General features: G+C 31.9%; 24 protein-coding genes and 1 pseudogene. 7 read left to right on the top strand and 18 right to left on the bottom strand.

Going from position 1 to position 24894, the window contains the following annotated elements; translation table 11 throughout:
- Positions 1-70: 70 nt before the first annotated feature.
- From EPK97_RS15670 to EPK97_RS15640, 7 genes and pseudogenes are all read right to left on the bottom strand, one after another.
- Positions 71-383 (bottom strand): annotated as a pseudogene (locus EPK97_RS15670) (MTH1187 family thiamine-binding protein).
- 545 nt (positions 384-928) lie between these two features.
- The gene (locus EPK97_RS15665) at positions 929-1525 is read right to left on the bottom strand and encodes a TetR/AcrR family transcriptional regulator (RefSeq protein WP_162037567.1); all 597 of its coding nucleotides are present in this window, start codon (positions 1523-1525) and stop codon (positions 929-931) included.
- Positions 1526-1749: 224 nt separating this feature from the next.
- Positions 1750-2130, bottom strand: a complete 381-nt coding sequence (locus EPK97_RS15660) for a hypothetical protein (protein WP_162037566.1) — start codon at positions 2128-2130, stop codon at positions 1750-1752.
- A gap of 129 nt (positions 2131-2259) precedes the next feature.
- Entirely contained in the window at positions 2260-3543 is a 1284-nt protein-coding gene (locus EPK97_RS15655) for a sugar ABC transporter substrate-binding protein (RefSeq protein ID WP_162037565.1), read from the bottom strand.
- Positions 3544-3749: 206 nt separating this feature from the next.
- Complete coding sequence (locus EPK97_RS15650; RefSeq protein WP_240903846.1) at positions 3750-4811, bottom strand: carbohydrate ABC transporter permease; 1062 nt, start codon at positions 4809-4811, stop codon at positions 3750-3752.
- On the bottom strand, positions 4808-5662 hold the full coding sequence (locus tag EPK97_RS15645) for a carbohydrate ABC transporter permease (protein WP_205690275.1): 855 nt from the start codon (positions 5660-5662) through the stop codon (positions 4808-4810). Before EPK97_RS15645 ends, EPK97_RS15650 begins: the two co-directional genes overlap by 4 nt.
- A gap of 240 nt (positions 5663-5902) precedes the next feature.
- Entirely contained in the window at positions 5903-6907 is a 1005-nt protein-coding gene (locus EPK97_RS15640; protein WP_162037564.1) for a LacI family DNA-binding transcriptional regulator, read from the bottom strand.
- A 250-nt stretch (positions 6908-7157) separates the two neighbouring features.
- Between EPK97_RS15640 and EPK97_RS15635 the strand changes: the two genes are divergently transcribed.
- Entirely contained in the window at positions 7158-8795 is a 1638-nt protein-coding gene (locus EPK97_RS15635) for a glycoside hydrolase family 13 protein (protein WP_162037563.1), read from the top strand.
- Positions 8796-9017: 222 nt separating this feature from the next.
- Complete coding sequence (locus EPK97_RS15630) at positions 9018-9452, top strand: tunnelling fold family protein (RefSeq protein WP_162037562.1); 435 nt, start codon at positions 9018-9020, stop codon at positions 9450-9452.
- A gap of 178 nt (positions 9453-9630) precedes the next feature.
- Here EPK97_RS15630 and EPK97_RS15625 read toward each other — a convergent pair whose 3' ends face one another.
- Entirely contained in the window at positions 9631-9978 is a 348-nt protein-coding gene (locus EPK97_RS15625) for a hypothetical protein (RefSeq protein WP_162037561.1), read from the bottom strand.
- A 132-nt stretch (positions 9979-10110) separates the two neighbouring features.
- Between EPK97_RS15625 and EPK97_RS15620 the strand changes: the two genes are divergently transcribed.
- Positions 10111-11013, top strand: coding sequence for a DMT family transporter (locus EPK97_RS15620; RefSeq protein ID WP_162037560.1), 903 nt, complete (start codon positions 10111-10113; stop codon positions 11011-11013).
- A 73-nt stretch (positions 11014-11086) separates the two neighbouring features.
- Here EPK97_RS15620 and EPK97_RS15615 read toward each other — a convergent pair whose 3' ends face one another.
- The 4 genes from EPK97_RS15615 to EPK97_RS15600 all read right to left on the bottom strand — a co-directional run bounded on the left by EPK97_RS15615 (position 11087) and on the right by EPK97_RS15600 (position 14695).
- Positions 11087-11506 (bottom strand): GNAT family N-acetyltransferase, encoded by a 420-nt coding sequence (locus EPK97_RS15615; RefSeq protein ID WP_162037559.1) that lies wholly within the window; start codon positions 11504-11506, stop codon positions 11087-11089.
- A 104-nt stretch (positions 11507-11610) separates the two neighbouring features.
- Positions 11611-13215: a vWA domain-containing protein gene (locus EPK97_RS15610; protein WP_162037558.1), complete on the bottom strand. Its 1605-nt coding sequence runs from the start codon at positions 13213-13215 to the stop codon at positions 11611-11613.
- Between the two features lie 73 nt (positions 13216-13288).
- Positions 13289-13987, bottom strand: coding sequence for an SDR family NAD(P)-dependent oxidoreductase (locus EPK97_RS15605; protein WP_162037557.1), 699 nt, complete (start codon positions 13985-13987; stop codon positions 13289-13291).
- Positions 13988-14029: 42 nt separating this feature from the next.
- Positions 14030-14695: a hypothetical protein gene (locus EPK97_RS15600; RefSeq protein ID WP_162037556.1), complete on the bottom strand. Its 666-nt coding sequence runs from the start codon at positions 14693-14695 to the stop codon at positions 14030-14032.
- 138 nt (positions 14696-14833) lie between these two features.
- Here EPK97_RS15600 and EPK97_RS15595 point away from each other — a divergent pair, with 138 nt between their 5' ends.
- Together EPK97_RS15595 and rsgA are read left to right on the top strand one after the other, a co-directional pair.
- Entirely contained in the window at positions 14834-15304 is a 471-nt protein-coding gene (locus tag EPK97_RS15595) for a DUF1440 domain-containing protein (protein WP_162037555.1), read from the top strand.
- Positions 15305-15637: 333 nt separating this feature from the next.
- A complete protein-coding gene (rsgA, locus tag EPK97_RS15590; RefSeq protein ID WP_162037554.1) occupies positions 15638-16696 on the top strand; it encodes a ribosome small subunit-dependent GTPase A in 1059 nt (352 codons plus the stop codon).
- A 138-nt stretch (positions 16697-16834) separates the two neighbouring features.
- Here the strand turns inward: rsgA and EPK97_RS15585 are convergent, their stop codons facing one another.
- The 6 genes from EPK97_RS15585 to EPK97_RS15560 form a co-directional block, all read right to left on the bottom strand.
- Positions 16835-18172, bottom strand: coding sequence for a DUF4179 domain-containing protein (locus tag EPK97_RS15585; protein WP_162037553.1), 1338 nt, complete (start codon positions 18170-18172; stop codon positions 16835-16837).
- A complete protein-coding gene (locus EPK97_RS15580) occupies positions 18159-18686 on the bottom strand; it encodes a sigma-70 family RNA polymerase sigma factor (protein ID WP_162037552.1) in 528 nt (175 codons plus the stop codon). The genes EPK97_RS15585 and EPK97_RS15580 overlap by 14 nt, the downstream gene beginning before the upstream one ends.
- A gap of 130 nt (positions 18687-18816) precedes the next feature.
- Entirely contained in the window at positions 18817-19602 is a 786-nt protein-coding gene (locus tag EPK97_RS15575; protein WP_162037551.1) for a FixH family protein, read from the bottom strand.
- A gap of 288 nt (positions 19603-19890) precedes the next feature.
- Entirely contained in the window at positions 19891-20406 is a 516-nt protein-coding gene (locus tag EPK97_RS15570) for a hypothetical protein (RefSeq protein WP_162037550.1), read from the bottom strand.
- Positions 20407-20444: 38 nt separating this feature from the next.
- Positions 20445-21428, bottom strand: a complete 984-nt coding sequence (locus EPK97_RS15565) for an aldo/keto reductase (RefSeq protein WP_162037549.1) — start codon at positions 21426-21428, stop codon at positions 20445-20447.
- Between the two features lie 57 nt (positions 21429-21485).
- A complete protein-coding gene (locus EPK97_RS15560; RefSeq protein WP_162037548.1) occupies positions 21486-22949 on the bottom strand; it encodes a methyl-accepting chemotaxis protein in 1464 nt (487 codons plus the stop codon).
- Between the two features lie 348 nt (positions 22950-23297).
- Between EPK97_RS15560 and EPK97_RS15555 the strand changes: the two genes are divergently transcribed.
- Complete coding sequence (locus EPK97_RS15555) at positions 23298-23987, top strand: CsxC family protein (protein ID WP_162037547.1); 690 nt, start codon at positions 23298-23300, stop codon at positions 23985-23987.
- A 177-nt stretch (positions 23988-24164) separates the two neighbouring features.
- On the top strand, positions 24165-24830 hold the full coding sequence (locus EPK97_RS15550) for a CsxC family protein (protein WP_162037546.1): 666 nt from the start codon (positions 24165-24167) through the stop codon (positions 24828-24830).
- Positions 24831-24894 lie beyond the last annotated feature (64 nt).

Raw genomic sequence — 24894 nt, 5'->3', positions numbered from 1 at the left:
AAAAAATAGGTTCCATCAATTAATAAAAGGGGGCATGTTAAGCCCCCTTCAATCTTTATTCATTTTAAAATCAATCTTTCAATTTACTCTGAACCCTATTTACCTTTTCCTGCATATTTAAAGGTTTGTCTCTTCGATCATCTATACGGATATTGGTTGCAACTCTTTGGGCACCTTTTGAAAATGGAATTTCATGAATCTCTTTGATGACTTCAAATAAATCATTTAATTCACCTTCAATAAGTGTGCTCATCGGTGTAAGTTGAACTTTTATTTTATCTGCAAACTGATCAAGCTTTTTATGGATTTCTACTACATAAATAATCACTAACACTAGGACTTTTTGTTCCGATTGGTATGATTGTAATATCTGCGATTGCCATTTAATCTACTCCTTCCTAATTATTAAATCATTTATTAACTTTTTGCATTTCTTTTGATTTATTATTGTAAATTCATCCTTTTTTATTGAAGCAGTAATTTTAATTATAATTGCTAATATCAAAAAAATCACCTACTATCATTAATATAGAGGGTGAATGAAAAAATTTTGAATGTATTTTATTTATATTATATTAACTAAAATATAGATACCTTCGACATAATCTCTAAAAATGATATCCGCTCATTTTTTATTTCTCTCCAAACCAAGAAATTATATTTTTATATTAAATAGTCGAAGGTATCTTCAGCGTATAATATTAGTTTGTTATAATAAACTAACATATATAATAGTATATTACACGATCTAAATAAAATTAACAATACTTAATTCCAATTTTCATTAAATCTTCATTTTAATTTGAAGTAAACTACCCTGATCTGCTAACACTAATTTGGTGTCAGAGGAAAAAAATACAATACTACCATATGAAAAATAGATAGTATTGTTCATTCAAATAAAGTGACAAATTTCATTTATTTAAGATCAAGATTCAAGCTTAATTCCCCTTGCTAATATAGGAACCATTGCTTCAATAAGATCGTCTTGAGATGGTAGTGGGACATCTAAAAATCTTTGTCTTGTTAAAAAAGTTCCTAACGTAGAAGTTAAAAAAGTGAAAGTTAGAATTTCTGAATCAACATCTTCTCTTATTTTTCCTTTTTCCTTCATTTTATCAAAATAATGAACGAACAAATACCTTAACTCCAACAAACTTTTGTCCGTAATGATGGATTTTATATCCTTTTCCTTAAAAATAATCATCATAATTTGAGCGTTATCTAACAATTGATTATAAAATAACTTAGAAATTTCCTTCAAATCTTCTTCCAAAACAAAAGTTGCTTTTTTTTCAATATAATTTCGAATACTTGGTATCGCAGATTTAAACGTTCCCATGATTTCTTCATAAATTTTTTCTTTTGTTTCAAAAATTCTGAAAACAGTCATTTCTGTAACTCCTGCTTCTTGTGCTATTTTTTTCAATGTTGCACCTTTGTAACCATTTTCAGAAAACAATTTAAGACTAGCCTTTAAGATTCTCTCTTTTGTAGTTAATTTACCATTATTTTTTTCACTCATCATTTTTCTTCCTTTCATACATCCCGTCTCAAAAGTTATTTCTATGTCATCATTTGGACTTATTATCATTAATATTATCATAAATGTTAGAATCTCACCACATTTTAGAATAAATCATGCAACTTCATGTTATTTTTTCAGACATTAAGTTAACATCTAATAATAAAAAGAACCCTTCTAAACCACCGTACTAGTAATATAAAGGGTTCTTTAGATATTTTATTTTATTTTCGTATAGAATATCTTAAATATTCAAAATTTGATGTAGGAAAAATCTGCACCACTTCTCCAAATTGATTCTTATATATTTCGAATTCCTGATAGGTTTCAATCAATACTTCTCCTTCAACCTTTGAATCCACCAATTGCTTTTCCAATGTCACAAAATACTTATTACCTTTCGACTCTGTATTTTCAGTTCTATTTAATTGAGAATTAACAGGAATTTCTTCCGTCCATTCCACAATATATGCGGCTTCACTTCCATCTAAAATTTGTGATGTTTGATGATGATTTCGCGGAATGATAAGAAGTAATACAAGAATTACATTTATAAAAACAATAAACATCGTTAAATAAATCAGCCGGTACGATTTTATATACAATGGACTCCCCCTCCTCCATACACCATTGTTATACTAATATCATATGCATGTCTGTAAGAGAAAAAACCTCCAAAATAGATAGTTGTTCATCTATTTACTGGAGGTTTGAGATAATATAATTTGAAAAACTTATTTTAAAGCACTTAATTTTTCTGCAGCTTCATCTAACGTAGCTTTAACATCCTCACCATTCACAACAACTTTTTGAAATACTTCTAAATAGATTGGTTCTGCATCAGCCCAATATGGTTCGTTCCCTCTTGGCTCTGCATAATTTAACGCTTTTTGTATAGCTTCAAAATATGGTTCTTGGTACCCTTGAACTAAACCATATGCATCAGATCTAACAGAAGGCCAGGCTAATTCACTCACAAGCAATTCCTGTACGTCTTTTGACATTAAAAACTCAGCAAACTGGATCGCCTCGTCAACTTTTGTAGATCCTGTAGGGATACCAATCACTTCTCCACCTAGTACGTGCGACTCCTTCACTGGTCCACTCCATCCACTATAGGCTTTTATTTCATCTTTACCTTGATTATGAAATTCTGGAATATAAAATGGCCAGTTTGTTCCGAGATATACGCTATCTTTCAATAAGTACTCGTTCATGGTGTCCCATGCTGCTGTTGAGCTTTGTTCATTTAAATAAGGATATAACTCCTGTAAAAATTCAAATGCTAGTACGCTTCCTTCATCATTTAATGTGTAAGGATCTCCACCTGCTTGTTTTATAAAATCAAACATATGCAAAATGTTGTCTCCTTGCAAATTCGCTTTAATCGCTACTCTTCCTTGGCCAGTTGCATCATTCGCAGCTTTTGCAACGTTTAATAATTCTTCCCAAGTAGTTGGCACTTGTAAGCCAAGCTCATTAAATTTACTCTCGTTATAAAAAGCAATTTCTACATTTGGGCGATAAGGTAAAAACAATCTTTTTCCATCAAACTCAGTAGCTTCTAACATCCCAGGGATCACGGCTTCGGGAATATTATCATTATATGCTGACAAATCTTCAACTAAATCTCGAGTCACTAACCCAGATAAATTATTGATATCTTGAGCAAACATATCAATTGTAACTTGACCGGATTCTACTTGTGCGGTTAGGCTGTTAATTAAATCTTCTGCTTTCAATTCAACTGCCTCTACCTTTATACCAGTTTCGGATTCAAATGCTGGTAATATCTCATTATTGAAAAGATCCCATTCTGTTTCTGCCATGCCAAAAGCTACACGTAATGCTTCTGGATCAGTGGTTGCTACATTTTCAGTTGCTGACTCATCAGACTGATTTTCAGTTTCAGTAGGTTGCTCTGACACTTCATCATCTGATGTGGAGCATCCAACAATTGCAATACCAAAAATAAATATAACTGCTAAAATGGATAAAAATAATTTATTAAACTTCATTTTATATTCCCCCTGTTATTCTTAATTATCTGAAAGAAAGATTTACTTTACCCCGGATTAACAGTCCGTAATTTTTATAAATAGTATAAAAACGGTCTGTAAGGGTTACATCTACAAAAGACCACGTCCATGTGGTCAACGATGCATCAAAACTTCCTATTTTTTCTAACTTTCAGCAAAATAGAAATTTCACTGAAAAGAAAGATTTACTTTACAGCACCGGATAACATCCCAGATTTTAAATATCTTTGTAAATAAAACGTAATAATGATGATTGGAATCGTAAGAATCGTAGAATATGCTGCCGCTGTAAAATAACTACCTGTTGTAATGATTTCAAATGTTTTGATAGGTAACGTTCCTTCCACTGTAGTTAAATATCTTGCATATAAAAATTCATTCCACGAATTCAACCAAACAAACATTGCTCCAACAGCAATTCCAGGTGCAGCAATTGGAAAAATAATTTTACGAAGGGTTGTTAATCTGCCTGCACCATCAATCATCGCTGATTTTTCCACATCTCTAGGTATGACCTGAAAAGTACCTACTAATATCCAAGCTAAAAATGGCAAGTTAGGTATTAAATGTGCGAAAATTAACCCTAAGGTTGTATCTGTTAATTGCCAGGATACAAATCTTGTGGCAATAGGCAACGCTATTCCAACATCAGGAAACATTCGTGTAAATAATAAACCTAATATAATGATGTACCCTATACTCTTTGGCATCCTAGAGATTACGTAGGCTGCTGGTGCAGCTATGAAAATAGCAAATATAGTTGTCAGAGTTGCAACACTTAAACTTTTCCAAATTGGCATATATAATTTCTGAATCGTTTCTTCCCCAAAAAAGATTTTTTTGGTGGTACTGGCATCCCTAACTTTCTTTAACTCTTCTCTACTGAGTTTATATGTTGCTCCTTCTATAAAGGATAATTTTCTAGTCACACCATTTATTGTGTATTGTTCATCTGGTGTGATTATAATTTGCTCTTCTTCTTCACTTGCAACCATCAATTCATCAATATTGATTTTATATACAATTTGACCTGATTCTGTTTTTTTATCCGTTAAAATAATGTTTTTCCAATGCTCAAGTGTAATATCATGAACTAAAAATGTTGGATGATCTGTATTCACCTCACTAGGTTCACTGATCGAAACTTTCACTAAAATATATACTGGAAAAATCATCATAAAAGCGATTATTAGAAGCAAAGGAAACGATATGAATTTGAAAATGCGATCTGAAGTTAATCTCTTCATCTACCATCCCTCGCTTCCTTCCGCTCTACTATAAAGAAATAAAGTAATATAAATAGAATGATAATGAGTAATAAAATAACTGCGGCTGCTCCAGACAATCCATATTGATTTCGCTGAAAGGCTTCATAAGCAAAGGTCGATAACACAGGTACATTTTTACCTGTCATGACAAGAGGCAATTCAAATATTCTAAAAGAATCAATAGCTCTTAAAATAATCGCCATCGTAATCGATGGTTTTAGTAACGGTAAAGTGATATGCCAAAATTTTTTCCAACCATTTGCTCCATCTATAGAAGAGGCTTCATAAACATCTTCACCTATACTTTCTAATCCAGCTAGTAAAAGAAGAACTGTTAAAGGCAAAACCTTCCACATGTCTGCAAAAATGATAACTGCCAGTGATTCAAATCCTCCACCTAGCCAATAAGGTTGTGTACTTACCAAACCTAAACGATATAACAATTCATTGAAGTAACCTGTCTGACCAAATACAAAAAGTAATGTTACTCCTGATACAAGAGTAGGTACCCCCATTGGAATCAACATTATGGTTCTAAAAAAACCTCTGCCAAAGAATTTCTTTTTTAAAATCAAAGCAATCACTAAAGCGATTACAATCTGCACAGTAATGCCAACGATAGTTATGAAAATAGTGTTAAACAAAGCACTGTTAAAATCAATATGAGAGAAAAGGGATTCATAATTTATCAATGAAACTTGATTGCTTTTATCATCAATAAAACTAATTTGTATCGTTTGTAATACAGGTATAAATGTAAAATAAAACAAATAAGCGAACAACGGAAGTACCATCAACATTTCCAACCAGTACTTCTTTACAAATCTCAATTTAGATCTCTCCTCCTTTTAGTGATCCCTCATTCACCTTAAACCCTCCCTCTATTTATTTCTTTTTCATATGGAACTTATTCAGTCTTAAATTTTGATTACTACTGTTTCTATATTTCAATTATGAAAAGCTTTTCAAGATTACGATTTAATTTTAACTGATTACAAATCACTCGTCAATAACAAATGTTAGTAATCAGTAAAAATTATAAATAAGTGGGTTGCATCTTATGTTTAAGTCTAATTTTTATTAAATACAGTATGTCTGATTATTAACTCATGTTTCAAATATATACTTTCTGGAGGTTGTTTTTCTTCTATAAATTGAAATAATAAAGCTGCTGCACTTTTCCCAATATCATAAATAGGCTGAGAAATAGTAGTTAATGGTGGTGATACCATACGTGAAAAATCAATATTATCAAATCCGACAATGGAGATGTGTTTTGGAATTTGTATGTCTCTTTCTTGTAGAAATGACATCGCACCAAGAGCCATTAAATCAGATGCAGCAAACACTGCTGTGATTTCAGGTTTTTGGGCATAAAGTTTACTCATAGCTTCATAACCACTATCAAAATCTAAATTACCAAAGGAAACTGATTGATCAGAAAAAGGAATATTTTCATCTTTCAATGCTTCTAAAAAACCATCATGTCTAGGCTTTCCAGCGATTGGATCACTTAAAGTGCCGCTAATCATTCCAATAGAATGATGACCATTTTTTATTAAAAATTGGGTTGCATCATAACTAGCTTGAAAATCATTTATTTTCACATAGGGTAAATTACGATCTTCACTTTTTGTTGCTGCAAGCACAGCTGGTTTATTTAATTCCTGAAATGATTGATAAACATAGTCACTAATAGCTGCACTAGTAAAAATAACCCCATCAATTTTTTTCTTTTTAAAATACAACATATATTCTCGAAAACGCTCATCATCCTGCTCTGTATTGCAGATGATTACATTGTTTTTTTTCTTTCTTGCAACATCTTCGATACCTCGAAGTAGAGAAGAATAAAATGGATTGGATATATCGGGAATAATGGCTGCAATAGTCATTGTTCTGTTGTCCCTTAACCCTGCTGCAAAGGGGTTAGGTTCATAATTTAATTCTTTGATGGCTTCTAATACTCTTTTACGTTTTTCAAGTCTAACTGAAGATGGATTATTAACTACCCTTGAAACAGTAGAAATAGATACATCTGCTTTTCTGGCGACATCATGTATTGTAGCTGTCAATGATTTACCTCCTTGAAAATACTTTCAAATTTCCCGCATAATTGACGTGAAAAATTGGAAGTTTAAATATATTAGCTATATAGGGCATTAGAAAATTGGGCGGAGAATTATACTTCCTTTAACAATTTAAAATATTCTTTACAAGTATACGAAAAAAGTGTAATAATTAAAATGTTTCTATTTCATTTTAACAAAATTTGAAAAGCTTTTCAATTAATAAAATTCCACTTATTACAATTGGAGGATGGACATGAAAAAAACTTGGTGGAAAGAGGCTGTTGTATATCAAGTTTATTGGAGAAGTTTTTATGACTCCAATGGAGACGGATTTGGTGATTTACAAGGTCTCATAAAAAAATTAGACTACATTGAAAATCTTGGAGTTGACATCATCTGGTTAAATCCTATATATGAATCACCTGATGTTGACAATGGTTATGATATAAGTAATTATTTAGGCATCACACCACGAGCAGGATCTATGGAAATATGGGATCTGCTTTTAACTGAAGTTCACAATAGAGGGATGAAATTAATCATGGATTTAGTTGTAAATCACACCTCTTCTGAACACCCATGGTTTATTGAATCACGTTCTTCTTTAACGAATGAAAAACGGGATTGGTACATTTGGAAAGATCCAAAAAATGGACAAGAGCCAAACAATTGGCGTTCTTATTTCACACCTTCTGTATGGGAGTTTGATGAAAACACCAATCAATATTATATGCACTCCTTTGCCACCCAACAGCCTGATTTAAATTGGAAAAATCCCAATGTACGTAAAGTCATCTATGACATGATGAAATTTTGGCTGGATAAAGGGATAGATGGGTTTAGAATGGATGTCATAAACTTACTTGCTAAACCAGAACATTTTTCCAATGTTGAAAATCCAGAGAACATTCATTATCTTGGAAATAACCCAGGTATCCATGAGTATTTACGAGAAATGAATGATAAAGTATTAAAACATTATGATATTATGACCGTTGGTGAAGTTCCTTTTGTCACTCCTGAAATGGGAAAACAATATGTTGCAGAAGAAAATAAAGAATTAAATACTTTGTTTCACTTTCAAGTTGCAGATGATATGCCTACTTGGGATACGGTGAAATACAAATCGATTCAAAAAGAGTGGTATGTGGCATTAAAAGATTCAGGATGGAATTCACAATTTTTAAATAATCATGACCATACAAGACAAGTTACAAGATACGGTAATGATCAAAAATATAGAGTAGAGTCAGCAAAGTTGTTCGCAACCATGCTGCATACCTTGCCTGGAATGCCTTACATTTTTCAAGGTGAAGAAATAGGCATGACAGGTGTCAACTATGAATCCATTGAGGAATACAACGATATTGCGATGATGAATAAATACAAAGAAGAAGTAAACAAAGGGAAAGATCCTAAAGAGGTGATCCAGTCTTTAAAACTTCTAAGTAGAGATAATTCACGTACACCTGTTCAATGGGATGATACAAAAAATGCCGGTTTTACGGATGGAACCCCATGGATTAATATCAATTCAAATTATAAAACCATTAATGTAAAATCAGCTTTAAAGGATCCTAATTCCATTTACTATTATTATCAAAAGCTCATTTCTCTCAGAAAAAAGCATGAAATTATGGTTTATGGGGAATATGAGGATTTGCTACCAGAGGACAAGCATTTATACGTGTATACAAGAAAGTTGGAAAATAACATATGGATGATCATTTTAAATCATTCAGATGATCATCATATGTTCCAATTTTCTGAACCTTATCAGAATAAAAGAAAAAATCTAATCATCAGCAATTACCAGGATGCGGAAGTTGATTTAGAGAATGATGATATTGATTTAAGACCACACGAGGCTTTGGTCTATCACATATTATAATCTGATTAAAAGTGCGAGGCGATTCGACATTATATCCTATGAAAGGATAAAAAAATATTAAACTGTTGTCGATTCATTATAATATTTATCTTTCTATGCGCTCGCCCGGGAAATACCAATTCATTTCCCTCACTTTTTTTAAAATTCTATACTTTTATGTTCATCCGCACACTCATTTTTTCTCCTTTAACATACCTTATAGTATTACAAGGAGGTGAGTGTATGAGCGGTGGAAGAACTCTATTTAAAGTTATCACTAATCCCAACAATTGTTATTTTTTACAAGAGATCGGTGAATTTCCAATTAATGAAATCCAACTAACATTTGGAATAACAACTATTATACCAGAAAATGGATTTGTCATCTTTGCTCCTACTGCGGTTGAAATATTCGATGAAGTAATTGGAAATGATATTAATAATCGAACGTTAATCAAGAAAGGTGTAACTCCACCTGATGACTTGAAAAAATCACCATTTGCTGTTGATTTTGTGCCATCAGTTGAAAACATCGCACAGTTCCTTTATCTTGAATTATTTCCATCTTATTTAAAAAGAAATGTCATTCTTGTTTCAGTAGAAGTAAAAGGGTTATTTTTCGAAAGTGAATTTGTAGATCAAAGATTAAAAGAACTTGTATTAGGAGTTAGCCATTAATAGATGAAAACGAAAAAGCAGCTGACGAAAAACAGAATGTTAATCGTCAGGCTGCTTTTTCGTAGTTATTTGTCTATTGTTTTCTTATTTCCATGTTTCCTTCTCGTAAGTTATAATCGAGGATGGTTTTTGTTCATACTAATCATCAATTTAACTTCTGCCCTAACCCAGATCACCTCTATTTCTTATTTATTTGTAAATTAGACACTTTTTTAATTTGATAAGAACCATTTAACAACTCATCCTTAATAATGTTTAATTTTAATAAACCATTAATTTTTGATGTGTCTGCTTTAGACATTAATCTCCATAAGCTCTCATCAGGAAGTGATTTATATAATACATCGTCGTCATATAATCTCCTCTCCTGAGGCACAACTTTAACTTGATAACTTTCAAAATCCATCTCCACTTCATTAACTTTTTCCATAAAAGAAAGAATATCATCACGTAAAATTGATAATTCCTCTGTTATTTGTTTCTGTTTTGATTTAAGCTCTACGTATTTTTTTATTTTTTCGATCACCATTTACCCCACCTTAAAAATCATATATATTATGTATATGTATTTGAAGAGAAATAAGAATAGGTATTCATTCATAGTTTCATAGAATCAGACCATTCTAACAAGCCAAATTATATTAGGAGATACAGTTTAATGAACAACACAAAACCATTCCCCATTCCACTTTGGATTATTTTACTCGTTGGAATTATAGCTATTTCTTTTTCCTCTATTTTTATTCGATGGTCCGATGCACCCGTATCTGTTATGGCAATGTATCGCTTATATTTTACAAACTTATTCATGATACCATTCATGCTGAGGTACTGGGATGAAATCAAAAGCCTTTCCAAAAAAGACTGGTATTATTTATCTTTATCTGGTCTTTTATTAGGTTTACATTTTTTATTATGGATGGGTTCTTTAAGATTTACTTCTGTTGCAAATTCAACAGCAATTGTTGCACTAGAACCTATATTTGTGCTCATTGGATCTTTTCTATTTTTCAAAATAAGAACAAACGTTCTATCTGTAATGGGTATGTTTATCGCAGTTCTTGGTGCAGTTTTAATTGGATGGGGTGATTTTGGAGTTTCTTCAGAAGCATTCTTTGGAGATCTACTAGCTTTGTTAGGAGCAATTGCAGTTGCACTACATATGCTTATTGGAAAACAATTACTACGCAAAATGTCCAATTATGTTTATAGTTTCTTTGTATTTTTAACAGCCGCTTTCTCACTTCATTTTTATAATTTATTTTTAGGATATTCTTTCTTTAATTATACTTCAATAGATTGGGGAATTTTTATCATATTGGCTATCGTACCAACAGTATTTGGTCATCTACTGTTTAATTGGTTATTAAAATATATGAATGCTACAACTGTATCTATGTCTATATTAGGGGAACCATTAGGAGCAGCTTTACTTGCATATTTCCTGCTGAATGAACATATTTCAATTCAACAAGCTTTTGCTGGATTTATATTATTATTTGGAGTTTGGGTGTTCATTAAATTTAATGATAAAGATCAATCTAAATCATTAAATCAATGAATGGATAATATAAACCCGCCTTTAGACTACTCTTATTAAAGATTCCAAGACGGGTTTAATAACCTATATTCTATTATTTTTTCACCATCGTCACATGTGGTATATTTGCATCTAAAAACTCTCCAGATACTGTTTTATAACCTTGCTTTTCGTAAAATGACTCCGCTTGAGTTTGGGCATTTAGCTTGAATTGTTTTAAATCCATCTTACGCCCTATTGACTCTAAACTATCCATAATCATTTTACCCAATCCAAATTTACGGTGGGTTTTTAAAACACAAATACGTTCTAGTTTTCCATAACCATCCGCTTCTCGAATACGTCCTGTTGCTATAGGTTTTCCTTTATCATAAATAACAACATGCGTAGATTCATCCTCAAATTCATCAATCTCAATTTCTGAAGGCACTTTCTGTTCTTCAACAAATACATCCATTCTTACTGTAAACGCATCTTTAAGTTCTTGTTCATTTTTTGCCACTTTCACTTCCATCTGTTGCCGTCTTCCTTTCAAGTAAATTCAATATTCCATGATTATAGCAAGTAATTGAAGTAGTTGTCGAGATAGTGTTCGGTTTTTAAGAAAAACCTCGATTACTAATCATAGGATTGAATAGCGACTGCATCTCTTACTAAAGAAACAAATTGCAATTGTTTTTCTCCTACTGCATTTTGTTCAGCTAGTTCTAATACTTGATTCAGAGTACTTTCCTTAGCCCAATAACTTTGCCTTAATATTTCAGCAAATTCAGCAACGGCTGCTTGAAACTTCAGTTCCCTATCAAGTTCATTTTTGATAGAAAGAGAACTAGAAAGCTCTATAACATCATCCACCTTTACATCTTTAAATCTTAATCGAATTAACCCCAAATCATCTAGTTCATCATCTTTCACTTTAATCTCGTATAAAGCAGTTACGGCGTGTCCGGCTCCAATCTCACCCCCATCAACTGTATCATTGCGAAAATCCTCATCTCTTACATCACGATTTTCATAACCAATTAATCGATATCTATCCACTTTTTCAGGGTCAAATTCAACTTGGATCTTTACATCCTTTGCAATCGTTTGTAATGTACCTGTTAATTCTTCAGTAAAAATACGTCTAGCTTCTGAAAAAGAATCAATATATGCATAGTTACCATCGCCTTGGTCCGCTAACTGCTCCATTAGAACGTCATTATAGTTTCCCATACCAAACCCGAAAGTACTTAATGTTATATCATCTCTAGCATACCTTTTGATTTCTCCTAAAATCCCCTCTGCTCCTGTTTCGCCTACATTAGCAACACCGTCTGAGCAAAGAATCACTCTATTTAAAGCATTTTTTTGAAAATACTCAGATACCGTTTCGTAACCCAGGACTAATCCTTCTTCTGCATTCGTTGATCCAGATGATTCTAATTGATCTATTGCTGCTATAATTCGTTGTTTATCTTCAACTGAAGTTTGTTCAAGTATAGTTCTAGCTGTTGATCCATATACAATTAAACCTACCCTATCATTATCTTTTAATTGGTCTACAAGAAGATATAAACTTTTTTTCACAAGTCCTAATCGATTCTCTTGATTCATAGAACCAGATACATCAATGACAAATACTAAGTTAGCAGGTTTTCTGTTTTCATCTGCTATTTCTTCCCCTTTAATAGCGACTCTCATTAGTTTATAACCTTCACCAAACGGAGATTCACCACCATCAACTTGAATCGCAAATGGTTTATTTTTTGAGGCTTCCAAATCTGTTTTAAAATAATTAATAAACTCTTCCACCCTCACAGCTTCTGGAGGTGGTAATGTCCCCCTTTGAATATAGTTTCGAACCACTGTATAAGAACCAGTGTCCACATCAATAGCAAAAGTAGATAATGTATCATCTTCTGTTGAAATAAATGGATTGGTGCCATAACCTTTGAAATTCATATCTTCTATTTCTTCTCTGTTTGGTGGAGTTATAACCATACTTTTTTCATTTTGATTTAAACTTTCAGAAAATTCTAGACTTACAGCAGAATCCATTGATGAAGATTCTTCATATTTCGGTTCTTCTTGACCTTGTGGCTCAATAACCATGTCATTCCGTTCAGTTTCTCTAGAAATATTCTCCCCCTCTAACATTGGATTTTCTTCAGATTGATTAGAGCACCCGATGATAGCCAAAAACAACACAAAACTAAATATAACTAACCCTATTTTTTTCATTATAAAAAACCCCCTTTAATCCATAGACGGTATAAAGGAGGAAAATGTTGTAACTTTTTATAAGTTTATATACTTAAATTTCTTTGTCTCTATAATCCTGTGCACGAAAACTTTGGCCAGTAACATCTTCTTTTTCCAGTAAAACAGGGATTAACATACCTGGCAAAACACTACTTAGATCATTTTCAGCATTGGGTCCACCTAAATCAGTTTTAATCCAACCAGGATCAATATAACTAACTTTTATATCTACATCTTTGAGTTCGAATGAAAGATCCTTCGTATACTTATCTACAGCTGCCTTTGAAACACTATAGGCAACTAAATGTGGCTGGTCTTGAATACCAGAACTAACATTTACAATTCGACCATACCCTTTCTCTTTCATAGCAGGAGCAAAAGCACTACATAATAAGGATAAACTATATACATTGACCTGCATGATTTCTTGCCAATCTTCCACCTTATACTCAAAAATAGGTTTATATTGATTACTAATACCGGCATTATTGTATAAAATATCGATATGTCCAATTTTTTTCACTTGATGAATGATGTGGTTCACACCTTCAACAGAGGATAATTCTCCTTCAACAGAATAAACTTTAACACCTTTAGATTCAATGATTTCTTTCGTATGTAAAGTATTTTCTATCGTTCTTCCATGGAGGATGACATCACATCCTCTATCTGCTAATCCTTCCGCAACTTTTGCACCAATTCCACGACTAGAACCTGTGACTAAAGCTAACTGACCATCTAACCTTTTCATCGTTCATCCCTCCAATTTTCATGGATCATTTTAACATAGTTCTTATTTGATTTCTAATTTTTTTCTAATTGTTGAAGGGTTTTTCACTTCCGTAAAGTGCCATGGGAAAAATTGAATCATTATAATTCCAATTGTCAACAAATACATAGCAATGGTACCATTTGGATAAGCGTGAGATTGAAAAACAATCGTAGCAATTCCTATCAAAATAACACCTACCCGATTATAACCTTTTATATAAAGTGCGATCGTTGCAGAAATCCCAGCTACTAACCAAGAAACAACCGCTATCTTAACAATCATAGTACCCCCAGGGACTTGGATGTGAAACAGGGATAAAAAAAGTTGATTCATTGCCTCAGTTTGAGCTAAATCTGGATTGGATTTTAGAAAATTAAATAATATTCCTGTGGAGATGCCTGCGACAGAGTCTAAAGCAGTATAATACACAACAAAAAAACACAATGCGATTTTACTTATGAATGAAGCTGCATTTCGAGCTTTTTCTAATAAAAACAAAATGGATAGAGCCAACAATCCAAATAATGGGAGTTGTAAAAGATGTATTGTTAACCACCGATTTGCTTTTTCATTTGAAGAAACCATGTCATTAAAATCAACATGATGCGGGTGCCAAATTTCTAAAGTTCCTAACAAGAAAGGAACACCAATCATAATCATTAACTTCCAATATTTTTTAAATACCATTCTCTATCACTTTCCTCTCTTTTTTATCCATTAAATCAAATCATATCATGAACATAATACAAATTATGTAATCTGTTTTACATACTATAATTTTCATTACCAATATAATGAGATTAAAATTAAAGGAGGTATACTTTTATGGCTGGAACAGCAAAAAAATTTAATCTAAAAGCCGGAATTTACGCAAGTTTAATTGGTGGACTTGTGATGTCTATCATGTTAGGAATGATGGGATCTTTCCCTGGGATCGCATCAATGGTTGGTAGTGACTCTGCCATTGTTGGTTTTATTGTTCATTTAGTCATCAGTGCTATCTTTGGGATTGGTTTTGCATATTTTATTGGGTTTATCAAACAACCCATAGTTGCAGGTGTAATCTTTGGAGTAATCATATGGGTTATCGGCCCCCTTGTAATTATGCCAATGTTAATGGGTGGTGATGTAGCTGTTTGTGGTTCTATTTGTGGAAGCGCTTGCGGAGCTGCAAGTGATCCATGTGGCAACGCTTGTGGTGGGGGTTCATCATCAGGCATGTGGTTAAGCTTGGTTAGTCATGGCATATATGGGTTGGTAACTGGATTAGTGTTTAAATTGATCCCTATTAAGTAAAGTGAAGCAGAGAATAAAAAAACGACTTTACAACTTCATGAAATTATTGTATATTAATTTAGAATTACTTACTAAATCAAAGGAGGAATGTTTTATGACAATCAAATTACGAGTTTATACGTTAATTGCATTGAATAATACACAACCCTCCATTATGATGATACGATAATCAGTTAGTTTGACTTCAATTGATTACTGTACCGTGGGTTGTGTATTAAACCCACGGTTTTTTAATGGATAGATAGGTTTATCTTCTTATCTACTACTAAGACCGTTTAAAACGGTCTTTTTTTAATTAAAATTTACAGTATATAATAATTGGAGGCTTTTACATTGAATATAAACAAATTAGGTTGGAACGAATATTTTGAAAATGAATTTTTACCATATAAGGAAAAACAATTTACAGTTGGTCGTGTGGCGTTAGAACATAAACGTTTATACAGAGTATATACAGAGAACGGAGAGGTATTAGGAGAAGTATCTGGGAAATTTAGATTTGAGTCTGCTTCACGAGAAGATTATCCTGCAGTAGGGGACTGGGTTGTCCTTCAACAAATGGAAGGAGAAAACAAAGCGATTATCCATGCTGTTTTACCACGAACAAGTAAGTTCTCAAGAAAAGTTGCAGGTATTACAACAGAGGAACAAATTGTAGCAGCGAATGTAGACACGGTTTTTATCGTAATTTCTCTAAATGATGATTTTAACATGAGAAGAATTGAACGATATTTAATCATGGTATGGGAAAGTGGAGCAAATCCAGTTATTTTGTTAAGTAAAGCGGATTTGTGTAAAGATGTTGATGAAAAGGTATCCCAAGTTGAAACAATTGCAATTGGCGTACCGATTTGTGTCATTAGTTCAGTAGAAAATACAGGGGTTGAGCAATTAGGTCCCTATATGAATGTAGGAGAAACGATTACACTTACGGGTTCCTCTGGTGTAGGTAAATCTACTTTAGTAAATTTATTAATGGAAAAAGAAGTTCAAGAGATTCAAGATATAAGACATGATGATAAAGGAAAACATACAACCACGTATAGAGAACTATTTGTATTGCCGAATGATGTGATCATGGTGGATACACCTGGAATGAGAGAATTTCAACTGTGGGAAGCAGATGATAGTTTTGATCATACCTTCTCAGATATCGAACAATTAGCAAGTGAATGTTATTTTAAAGATTGTTCTCATAATAATGAACCAAAATGTGCAGTTAAAAAAGCAATTGAAAATGGAAGTCTAGAAGCAACTCGATATGAAAGCTACTTAAAACTGAAAAAGGAATTAGCTTTTTTAGAAAGAAAAAATGATAAAAAGGCTCAAAAACTTGAAAAAGACAAGTGGAAAAAACTCTCCGGTGATCGTACAAGGTTACATCGTCCGTAAAGTTATATTGAATATAAACATCAATATGAATTTACTATGCACGATTAAAACAAAAGCTGTCACACATTTTAAGGACAGCTTTTGTGTTTATTAATTTATACTTTATATTTTATAATCACTTTTTTCAAAAAAACTTACTCATTTTATTTTAATTTGTACATCCTCATAAATTCTGGCTGGATAATCCCAGAAAGAAAAAGTAAGTGGATTCGAATATTCTCTCTTTGGAATCAATAAGACGGTTTCCTTTGCATTGTCGTTACTTAAAATACTTGATGTACTAGTTCTGAATGAATAAGTAGCTGACGAATCATGAAATTCATGAGATATTTCTTCAGAACGTATCTGATGTAATCCGTCATATTTAATACGAAATCCTATTTCTAATTCACCTCCCTTTTCATTTATAAATTCAAGGGTAATATTCTCATCCGGTGCTTTAATTAATTTTTGTTGTTCTAAATCCACTTGTAATTCTAATTTATCTTTATCTAGTGTCCTTATAGATTTAAACTCAATATACATTTCGTCAGGCTCATAAAAATAATTACTGTCAAAATAAAGCAGCCTCTCATGATCACTGATGTGTACAGCAGACACTCCATTATTTGTACTCCATTCATTTTTAGACTGGTCAACGATACGTAAGTCATCAAACCCAAATATTTTTTTTGAATTGTTTTCATCAAATGAGATACTTAATTCTGATCTTGTTGGATATATTGTTACTTTTTCAAACGTAATCAACTGATCTTCTATATTCACTGTTTGATTAATATCATATATATGTTTCATATTTTCAAATAACGTTTTATCTACTTGAAAAGGAACAGACCAAGTATAAGGTAAGTTTTCTTCCGTATCAGCATTTTCACTTGTTGAAATGTTCACATTTAATGTGAATTCCTCTGGAGTATCTCCATGAAATGAAAAATCAATTTTATTACTAACCATATCTTCTACTTCATTTATGTTATGATCGTACGAAGTACCCACTTTATAACGCTCTCCATTTGATTTCAACAATTCAACTTTACTCAAACTGATATAATTATATTCTTCTATTCCAGTAATTGTATAAAAAACAATCAATTTTGATTCATCAATAATGACTGAATCTACAGTAAAAGTGATCTCTTCGTGTTCATCAGATTTCCCAATTACTTGGATAAATCCATTGTCTACTGCAGATTGAAGACCTTTATCGTAATTAATTAATTCTACAACTTTAGATAATCCCGGTATATTAGTTACAAATGATGCAAAAACCGGTGAAACCCTTATCGAAGTAACAAACAACAACATAAGAATACTAACCGCAATAGTAGTTACGTAGGTAGATCGTTTAAGTCTTTGTTTCTTTTTTGCTTTCATTATTCCATTGTTAATCATTTGATCCATCTGGTCTGGAATTGATAATTTGCTATAGTGATCTTTTAATTCATTTAATAAATGGTCCTCTTTATTTTCCATCATAATATTCACCCTCCCTTTCTAATTCTTTCCGTAATATTTTTAAGGATTTATTCAACCAGGTTTTTACCGTGCCTTCAGGAAATTCTAAGATTTGCGAAATTTGTGGGATTGTTAAATCCTGTATATATTTTAGTTTTATTATTTCTTGAAATTTTGGCTCTAAATTCTCTATTAAACTTTCGATTTCTAGCCTATTTATAAATTCATTTTCATTTTGATGAACTTTTATCTCAATTTGTTGTTTATTCATCCTCTTTTTTCTTTTTATCTCGTCATTACAATAATTCAATAAAATCCGAATAATCCATGTATTAAAATATTTTGGATATTTGAGTTTATTAATTTTTAAGTAAGTACGGTATGTTACTTCCTGAATGGCTTCAAGTGCATCTTGTTCATTATTAAAATAAGAATATGCTATTTTATATAATTGAACTTTATGAATTGAAATTAATTCATAAAAAGCGTCATCATTTTTCTTCTGAGCCTCTTTCACAAGTTGTTCAATTTCCACTCATATTTCTCCCCTCTTTATTCTATCTCTATATTAGACTGACAAATTATCTAAAAGGTTTTATTTTTTAAAAAAAAAGAAAAAAAGTGAGGGTTATCTCCCCCACTTTCTTCTCTTAGGTTATTATAATTTATTTTACAACCACAGTATGTTCCTTATGATCATGAATTTCCTCACCTTTTTCAACGTGTACTGTAACATTATAGGTACCGGTTGAAGTGAAGATATAATCTGATTTGTACATTCCTTTCATATCCTCAGAAGCAGCATCAACATATTCATGTTTCTCGTTATCGTCAAACCAAATCTCAAATTTAACGTTAGCATCCGTTAACAACTGATCACCTTGTTGAAGATGAGCTGTTAATTCTACTTCTTCATTTGCAACCACAGTTTCAACACCCATTAAATGTATTCCTAATCCACCTTCATCAGAATCCCCCATGGAACCATCCATGTCCTCATGGTTCATTTCGCCTGATTCCATGTTCTCATCCATCATTTCATCTACTTCTCCAACAGTAAACTGTTTTTTAGGCATATTATGCATATTTCTTGCGGTCACATGTGCAGTTACACTATACACACCGTCTTCATCAAATATTTGTTCTACAGCATAAACGCCTTCTCCTTGATGAGTTCCGTAGGCAAACGTAGAATCTTCACTGCCATCTTTTTTAAATTCAAATTTCACTTCACTTGCATCTTCAATTTTTTCAGCATCAAGAGTGACAATGGCTTTGAATGTAACAGGCTCTCCAGGTTGAATTTCTTCAGAACTAATTTGAATGTCTACATCAAATAATTTAAGAGGCGGTAATTCAGACGTTTCTTCTTGACTATCGGTACATCCAGTTACTAATACTAATACCATAATCATAATAATTAGTGATTTAAATGTTAATTTCTTTTCCATTTGTATGTAACCTTCCCTTTTCTTAAGTCAACACCATTCTTGTTGATTTCATTTTAGTATTTTTCATTAACAACCATTGTTTACAATAAATAATTCATTTACACTGAGGAATTTCTTTATTACCAATGAATGTTGTTATTCACTTTTACAGTCTACAATTGTGAAAGAAATGAATCAATATATAATTGAATATGATTATGAATTTTCAATGAACAAAAAATGAAAAAGGTGAATGAACTTTTAATAGTTCACTCACCCTTTTACTATAATCAAAATAAAAAATATTGATTAATATCTTAATTCTTTTTCTGCATTTTTCATTAAAGTCAATAATAAAATGAGAGCAATGATGTTTGCAATAAGTAAAGGAATAACTAATAACAAAGCGATTGGAAGAAGCACCAAGGATCCCATCATTAAAACAGCCGCTACTACAGTTAAAACAAAATAAATCTTCCATCTATGGGTTGCTTCATCCGCAAGACGATACCGTCCATTATATTTGGCCCAAACCTCAATTCCCTTACAAAGATGAAACACAAGCAATAAATTTAAAATCGTAAAACTAACAAATATTAAAAAACCAAAAATTCCAAAGTTTATTTCAAAAATATTAAACATGGATAACACGATCAATGGAATAGATATTTTTTGTGCAGATATAAAATGGGTATTGATATGTAACAATAACTTTAGTCCAGAAAAAATAAGCACATAACCTATAATATCAGGTAAAATATCAAAACCATTAATTCTAAAATCAAACCAAAAAATAATGCCCCAAAATATTCGACTAAATGCCATAAGTTACCTCCAGTCATGGTAACATCTTTTCTTATTTCTTAATAAACACCTCTAATATGAGCAAAAACTTCATTTTTATAAAAATCACTCAACTTCTTCATCTCTTCACTTGAAAATGAAGAAACTTGAATGGCCTGCAAATTATCTTCTACTTGTTTCACATTTTTAAATCCAGGAATGACACAGCTTACTTCTTCATGGTCAAGGATCCAACGTAAAGCAGCTCTTGTCATATTCTCTCTGCCTTCCGAAATCCATTTCAATTGACTTGCTAATTCCGATCCTTTAGATAAACCTAAACCAGCAAAGGTTTCACCTACATTAAACTGTTCACCATTTTCATTAAAGTTTCGATGATCATCTTCTTCAAAAGTACTTTGTGCCGTGAATTTACCCGTTAACAAACCACTTGCTAAAGGTAATCTGACAAGTATACCTGTTCCTTTCTCTTTTGCTTTGGGTAGTAATTGTTCAGACGGTTTTTGTCTAAAAATATTAAAAATAACTTGAAGTGCAGCTACATTAGGATTTTCCAAACATACTAAACCCTCTTCAGCTGTTTCAACACTAACGCCATAGTGACGGATTTTCCCTTCTTCCTTCAATTTATCTAAAACCTCAAACACGCTACCATCTTTTAAAATATCCATAGGTGGACAATGAATTTGATATAGATCGATTCTTTCTCTATTAAGTTTTTTTAAACTTGTTTCACAATAATTTCGGACTGTCTCCATAGAATATGTATTTGGATCATGAATGTCTCCAAAACGACAAAATTTAGTCGCTATATGTATGGAATCTTCTTTCCCTTTGGTAGCCTTAGCTAATAATTCTTCACTGTGCCCTCCACCATAAACATCCGCAGTATCAAAAAAGTTTACACCTTCGTCCATCGCTCTATGTAAAGCTCTTAATGACTCTTCATCGCTCGTAGAACCCCAAGAACCACCAATTGCCCAAGTACCAAAACTGACTTCACTTACTTTTAGATCACGATTACCAAGTTGTCTATAATTCATTTCATCTTCCTCCAGTCATTAAACAAACTTAATTATATCTTAACAAGAATTCAATTTCTATTCAATCTCTAACCATTCATTAGCAATATCCAAAGCAATTTTAAAAGACTTTCTACCTTCATTTTTTAACGCTTGAGATGCTTTTTTAAACTCTTCTTCTAACATCCATTTAGCGTTTTGATCTTTAATCTTCGAAAATTCAGCCCATGCTTCCTTTAATGCTTGCAAATAAACCTTATCACTTTCTCTATTTATTTTATTAGAGAGCTTTTTAAAAGTTTTTGATAATTCCTCTTCCTTTAACTCTTTCTCACTATTCCATTCCCGAATCTTTTGTAAATCAGTCGACTCTATCATGGATAACATTATTGCACGAATCATGATGGCAATATCAATCCATGCATTAATTTCATCTTTTAAATACATGTTGACAGAAACAATTGGAGTTTTAAATTGTGAAACAACAGACCTTAAGGATAAGCTGTTTAATTTCATTCTTTGTATATCCTCATTCATCTGATTAATACTTTGTAGCTGTATTTCAGAAGACGCTAACATTTCCTCACTTCCTGCTGCAATCTCTTGAAAAAATGCATTAGTTTGATTTGTTGATTGAACAGAATTATGTGTACTTGTTGAAATATTATTTATTTTGTTATTAACTACGTCAATGTTATTGATTGAAGATAGGAGAAACGACTCCATATATTCATATTTTTGAATGGATTCTTGCATTGAAAGTACGCTTTTCTCAACATGTGTGTCCATTTCTTGAAAGCGATACTTTAATTGTTCCTCATAATCAGATATATCTTGAATCTGTTGCTGTATTTTAGTAATTTCTTCTTTAGATTGCTGTGCTAAAATTGATACTTCATTCGCAATTACCTGAAATGCTTTCCCATGTTCACCTGCTTGTGAAGCAACTATATTAGCATTTAAGGACAATATATGGGTTTCATTAGATAACTTACTTAATAACGTACTGACAGAGCTAATATGACTGATCGATTGATCTAAATGATTCATAGATTGGTGCACTTTTTCCTTATCTTCTGAAACCACTCTAATTTGTTCCATTGTCAAAGTTGTTTCTTTTTTAGATTGGACTAATTCATTCATATACTTCATCGCATTATTAGTTAAAGATTGATTATCTGTCTTTACTTCATTTAAAAGATCATTAATGTTACACATTTCAGTTGAAATAGTTTGTACATATTCTGCTGCATCTTGAATGCCATTTGTAATATCTCGTATCGTTGTTGTCACAGTATTTACTTGCTCGTTTACAATCTCAGAGTTTTTACCAAGCATTAACACCTCTTGATCTAATCTTTTTGAACCTCGATCAACTGAAATGATTAATCTAACTAAACTTTTAGAGGTTTGATGTATTTTTTTCATTAGACCCCTTTTTCTTTTTGATTCATTTATTTCTTTACTTAAATCTCCTACTGATATTTCATCTAATTTCTTTTCAACTTGATTCAATGATAAAAGTCCAAAAATATTGTGCATATTATTTCACGTCCATTAGTTTATTTTCATATCTATATTGTAGCAAAGGATTGTTGTTAAAATTATGAAATGTTTATGAAATAAAGATGAACTCAAGATAGGTATTTGAATAATGTATTTTATTTAGGCTCAAATCCAATCAAATGCATAAATTCACAAATATACTACAAGTGTGAATACATTAATCAAGAAATCATCATAAATCTTATTACAATATTTATTCTTAAAAACTACACAGGAGCCTTTTCTTTAAAAAATAGTGCAAATGTCCAAACCAAATACAAAAAATAGAATATGATGTTATTGAAATATCATTTCAACTTTAAATTAATGAAAGGAGTTAAACAAATGAGTGATAAGGATTGTGCAAGAGTTACCCCTATTTTATCTGATTGTACAGCTCAATGTTTTCCAGCAGAATGTGATACGTTTAAAGTAGATTTAGTATTAGGTACTTGTGAAGTTCAAATAGATGTTGAAGCTGACATCGACTTAGATGAACCTGCTCTAGATATTAAAGATATTGACAAAGAGGTATGTGTCACACAGTGTGAATTTATTGAGGTAACAAGTCCAGTTGATGTTTGTAAACTAACTGGAAAATTATTTTTAGGCGGGTTTGTTCGCAAAAATATTCGTTATTCTGCTGTTGGATGTGTAACGGATCAAGGCGTATGTGGTGAAATTCGTCATTGTACTGTAAAAGTACCTTTTAATTGTGCTGTACCTATTGAAGGATTATTCCCAGTTTCTGATCACAACGATAGTGCAACAAAAAGCTTCCATGGTCGTAAGCTTACTCAATTTGACCAAAGTTTATGGCAGCCTCTGAATGCACCAGTAGAATGTGAAATTAACAGTGTTACGATTAATGAACGAGATTTATTCAAAAATCGTAAACCATTACCTTATGGTCCCGAAGGTGAAGGTACTTTCTGTACATTAAGAGAAAAAATGGTTATCCTTTTAAACATTACTCTTACTCAAAAAACTATACGCACTATAAAACCACCTAAGACTAGTACTACTACCTGTTGATAGAATAATAATGAAATGTACAAATGTAAATTGAAATTTATAAATTCACCTTTAATTGGATAGTTAGAGGTGAATTTTTTTTCAAGTAGAAGCCATTTTAAATTAATTAACAAAACCCCAGTTAATTTAAAATTGTTTTAATTTACACTTATGTTTACTCGAAGGGAGACAATAAATATGAGTAATTGTAGTGCTAAAGCAACAACGATTTTAAGTGATTGTACTGCTCAAACAACACCAGCCGAACCGAACATGTTTAAATTAGATATCGTATTAGGAACTTTAAATTGTCAGATAGATATTGAAGCTGATATTAAATTAGATGTTCCTGCTTTAGATATTAAAGATATTGACAAAGAGGTATGTGTAACACAATCTGAGTTTATAGAAGTATCTAGTCCCATTGCTAATTGTGCAATCACAGGAAAATTGTTTTTAGGTGGATATGTTCGCAAAAACATTCGTTATGCTTCAGTTGAATCTGTAACTGATGATGGGGTGTGTGGAAAAATTCGTCATTGCACTGCGAATATACCTTTTAATTGTGCTATTCCTGTAGAAGGAATATTCCCAACAAACAATCATAACGAACGTGAAGCAATGAGCTTCCATGGTCGCAAGCTTACACAATTTGACCAAAGTTTTTGGCAGCCTTTAAATGCACCAGTAGAATGTGAAATTAACAGTGTAAATATTAATGAAAGAGATCTGTTCAGTAATCGTACTGCACTATCTCACGGTCCTAAAAATGAAGGTGCCTTTACTCAAATAAGAGAGAAAATGGTTGTATCTTTAAACATTACACTCACTCAAAAAGGTGTAGTAACTTTAAAATTAACATGACAATTACTAATAAATTCTAAAGCCATCAATCCAGATTTATCTTATTATTATTAAAAAAATAGAA

It is taken from the genome of Chengkuizengella sediminis, assembly GCF_010078385.1.
GTDB lineage: Bacteria > Bacillota > Bacilli > Paenibacillales > KCTC-33759 > Chengkuizengella > Chengkuizengella sediminis.
The sequence above is the reverse complement of the archived record's forward strand: the minus strand, read 5'-3'. Positions and strand labels throughout refer to the sequence as shown.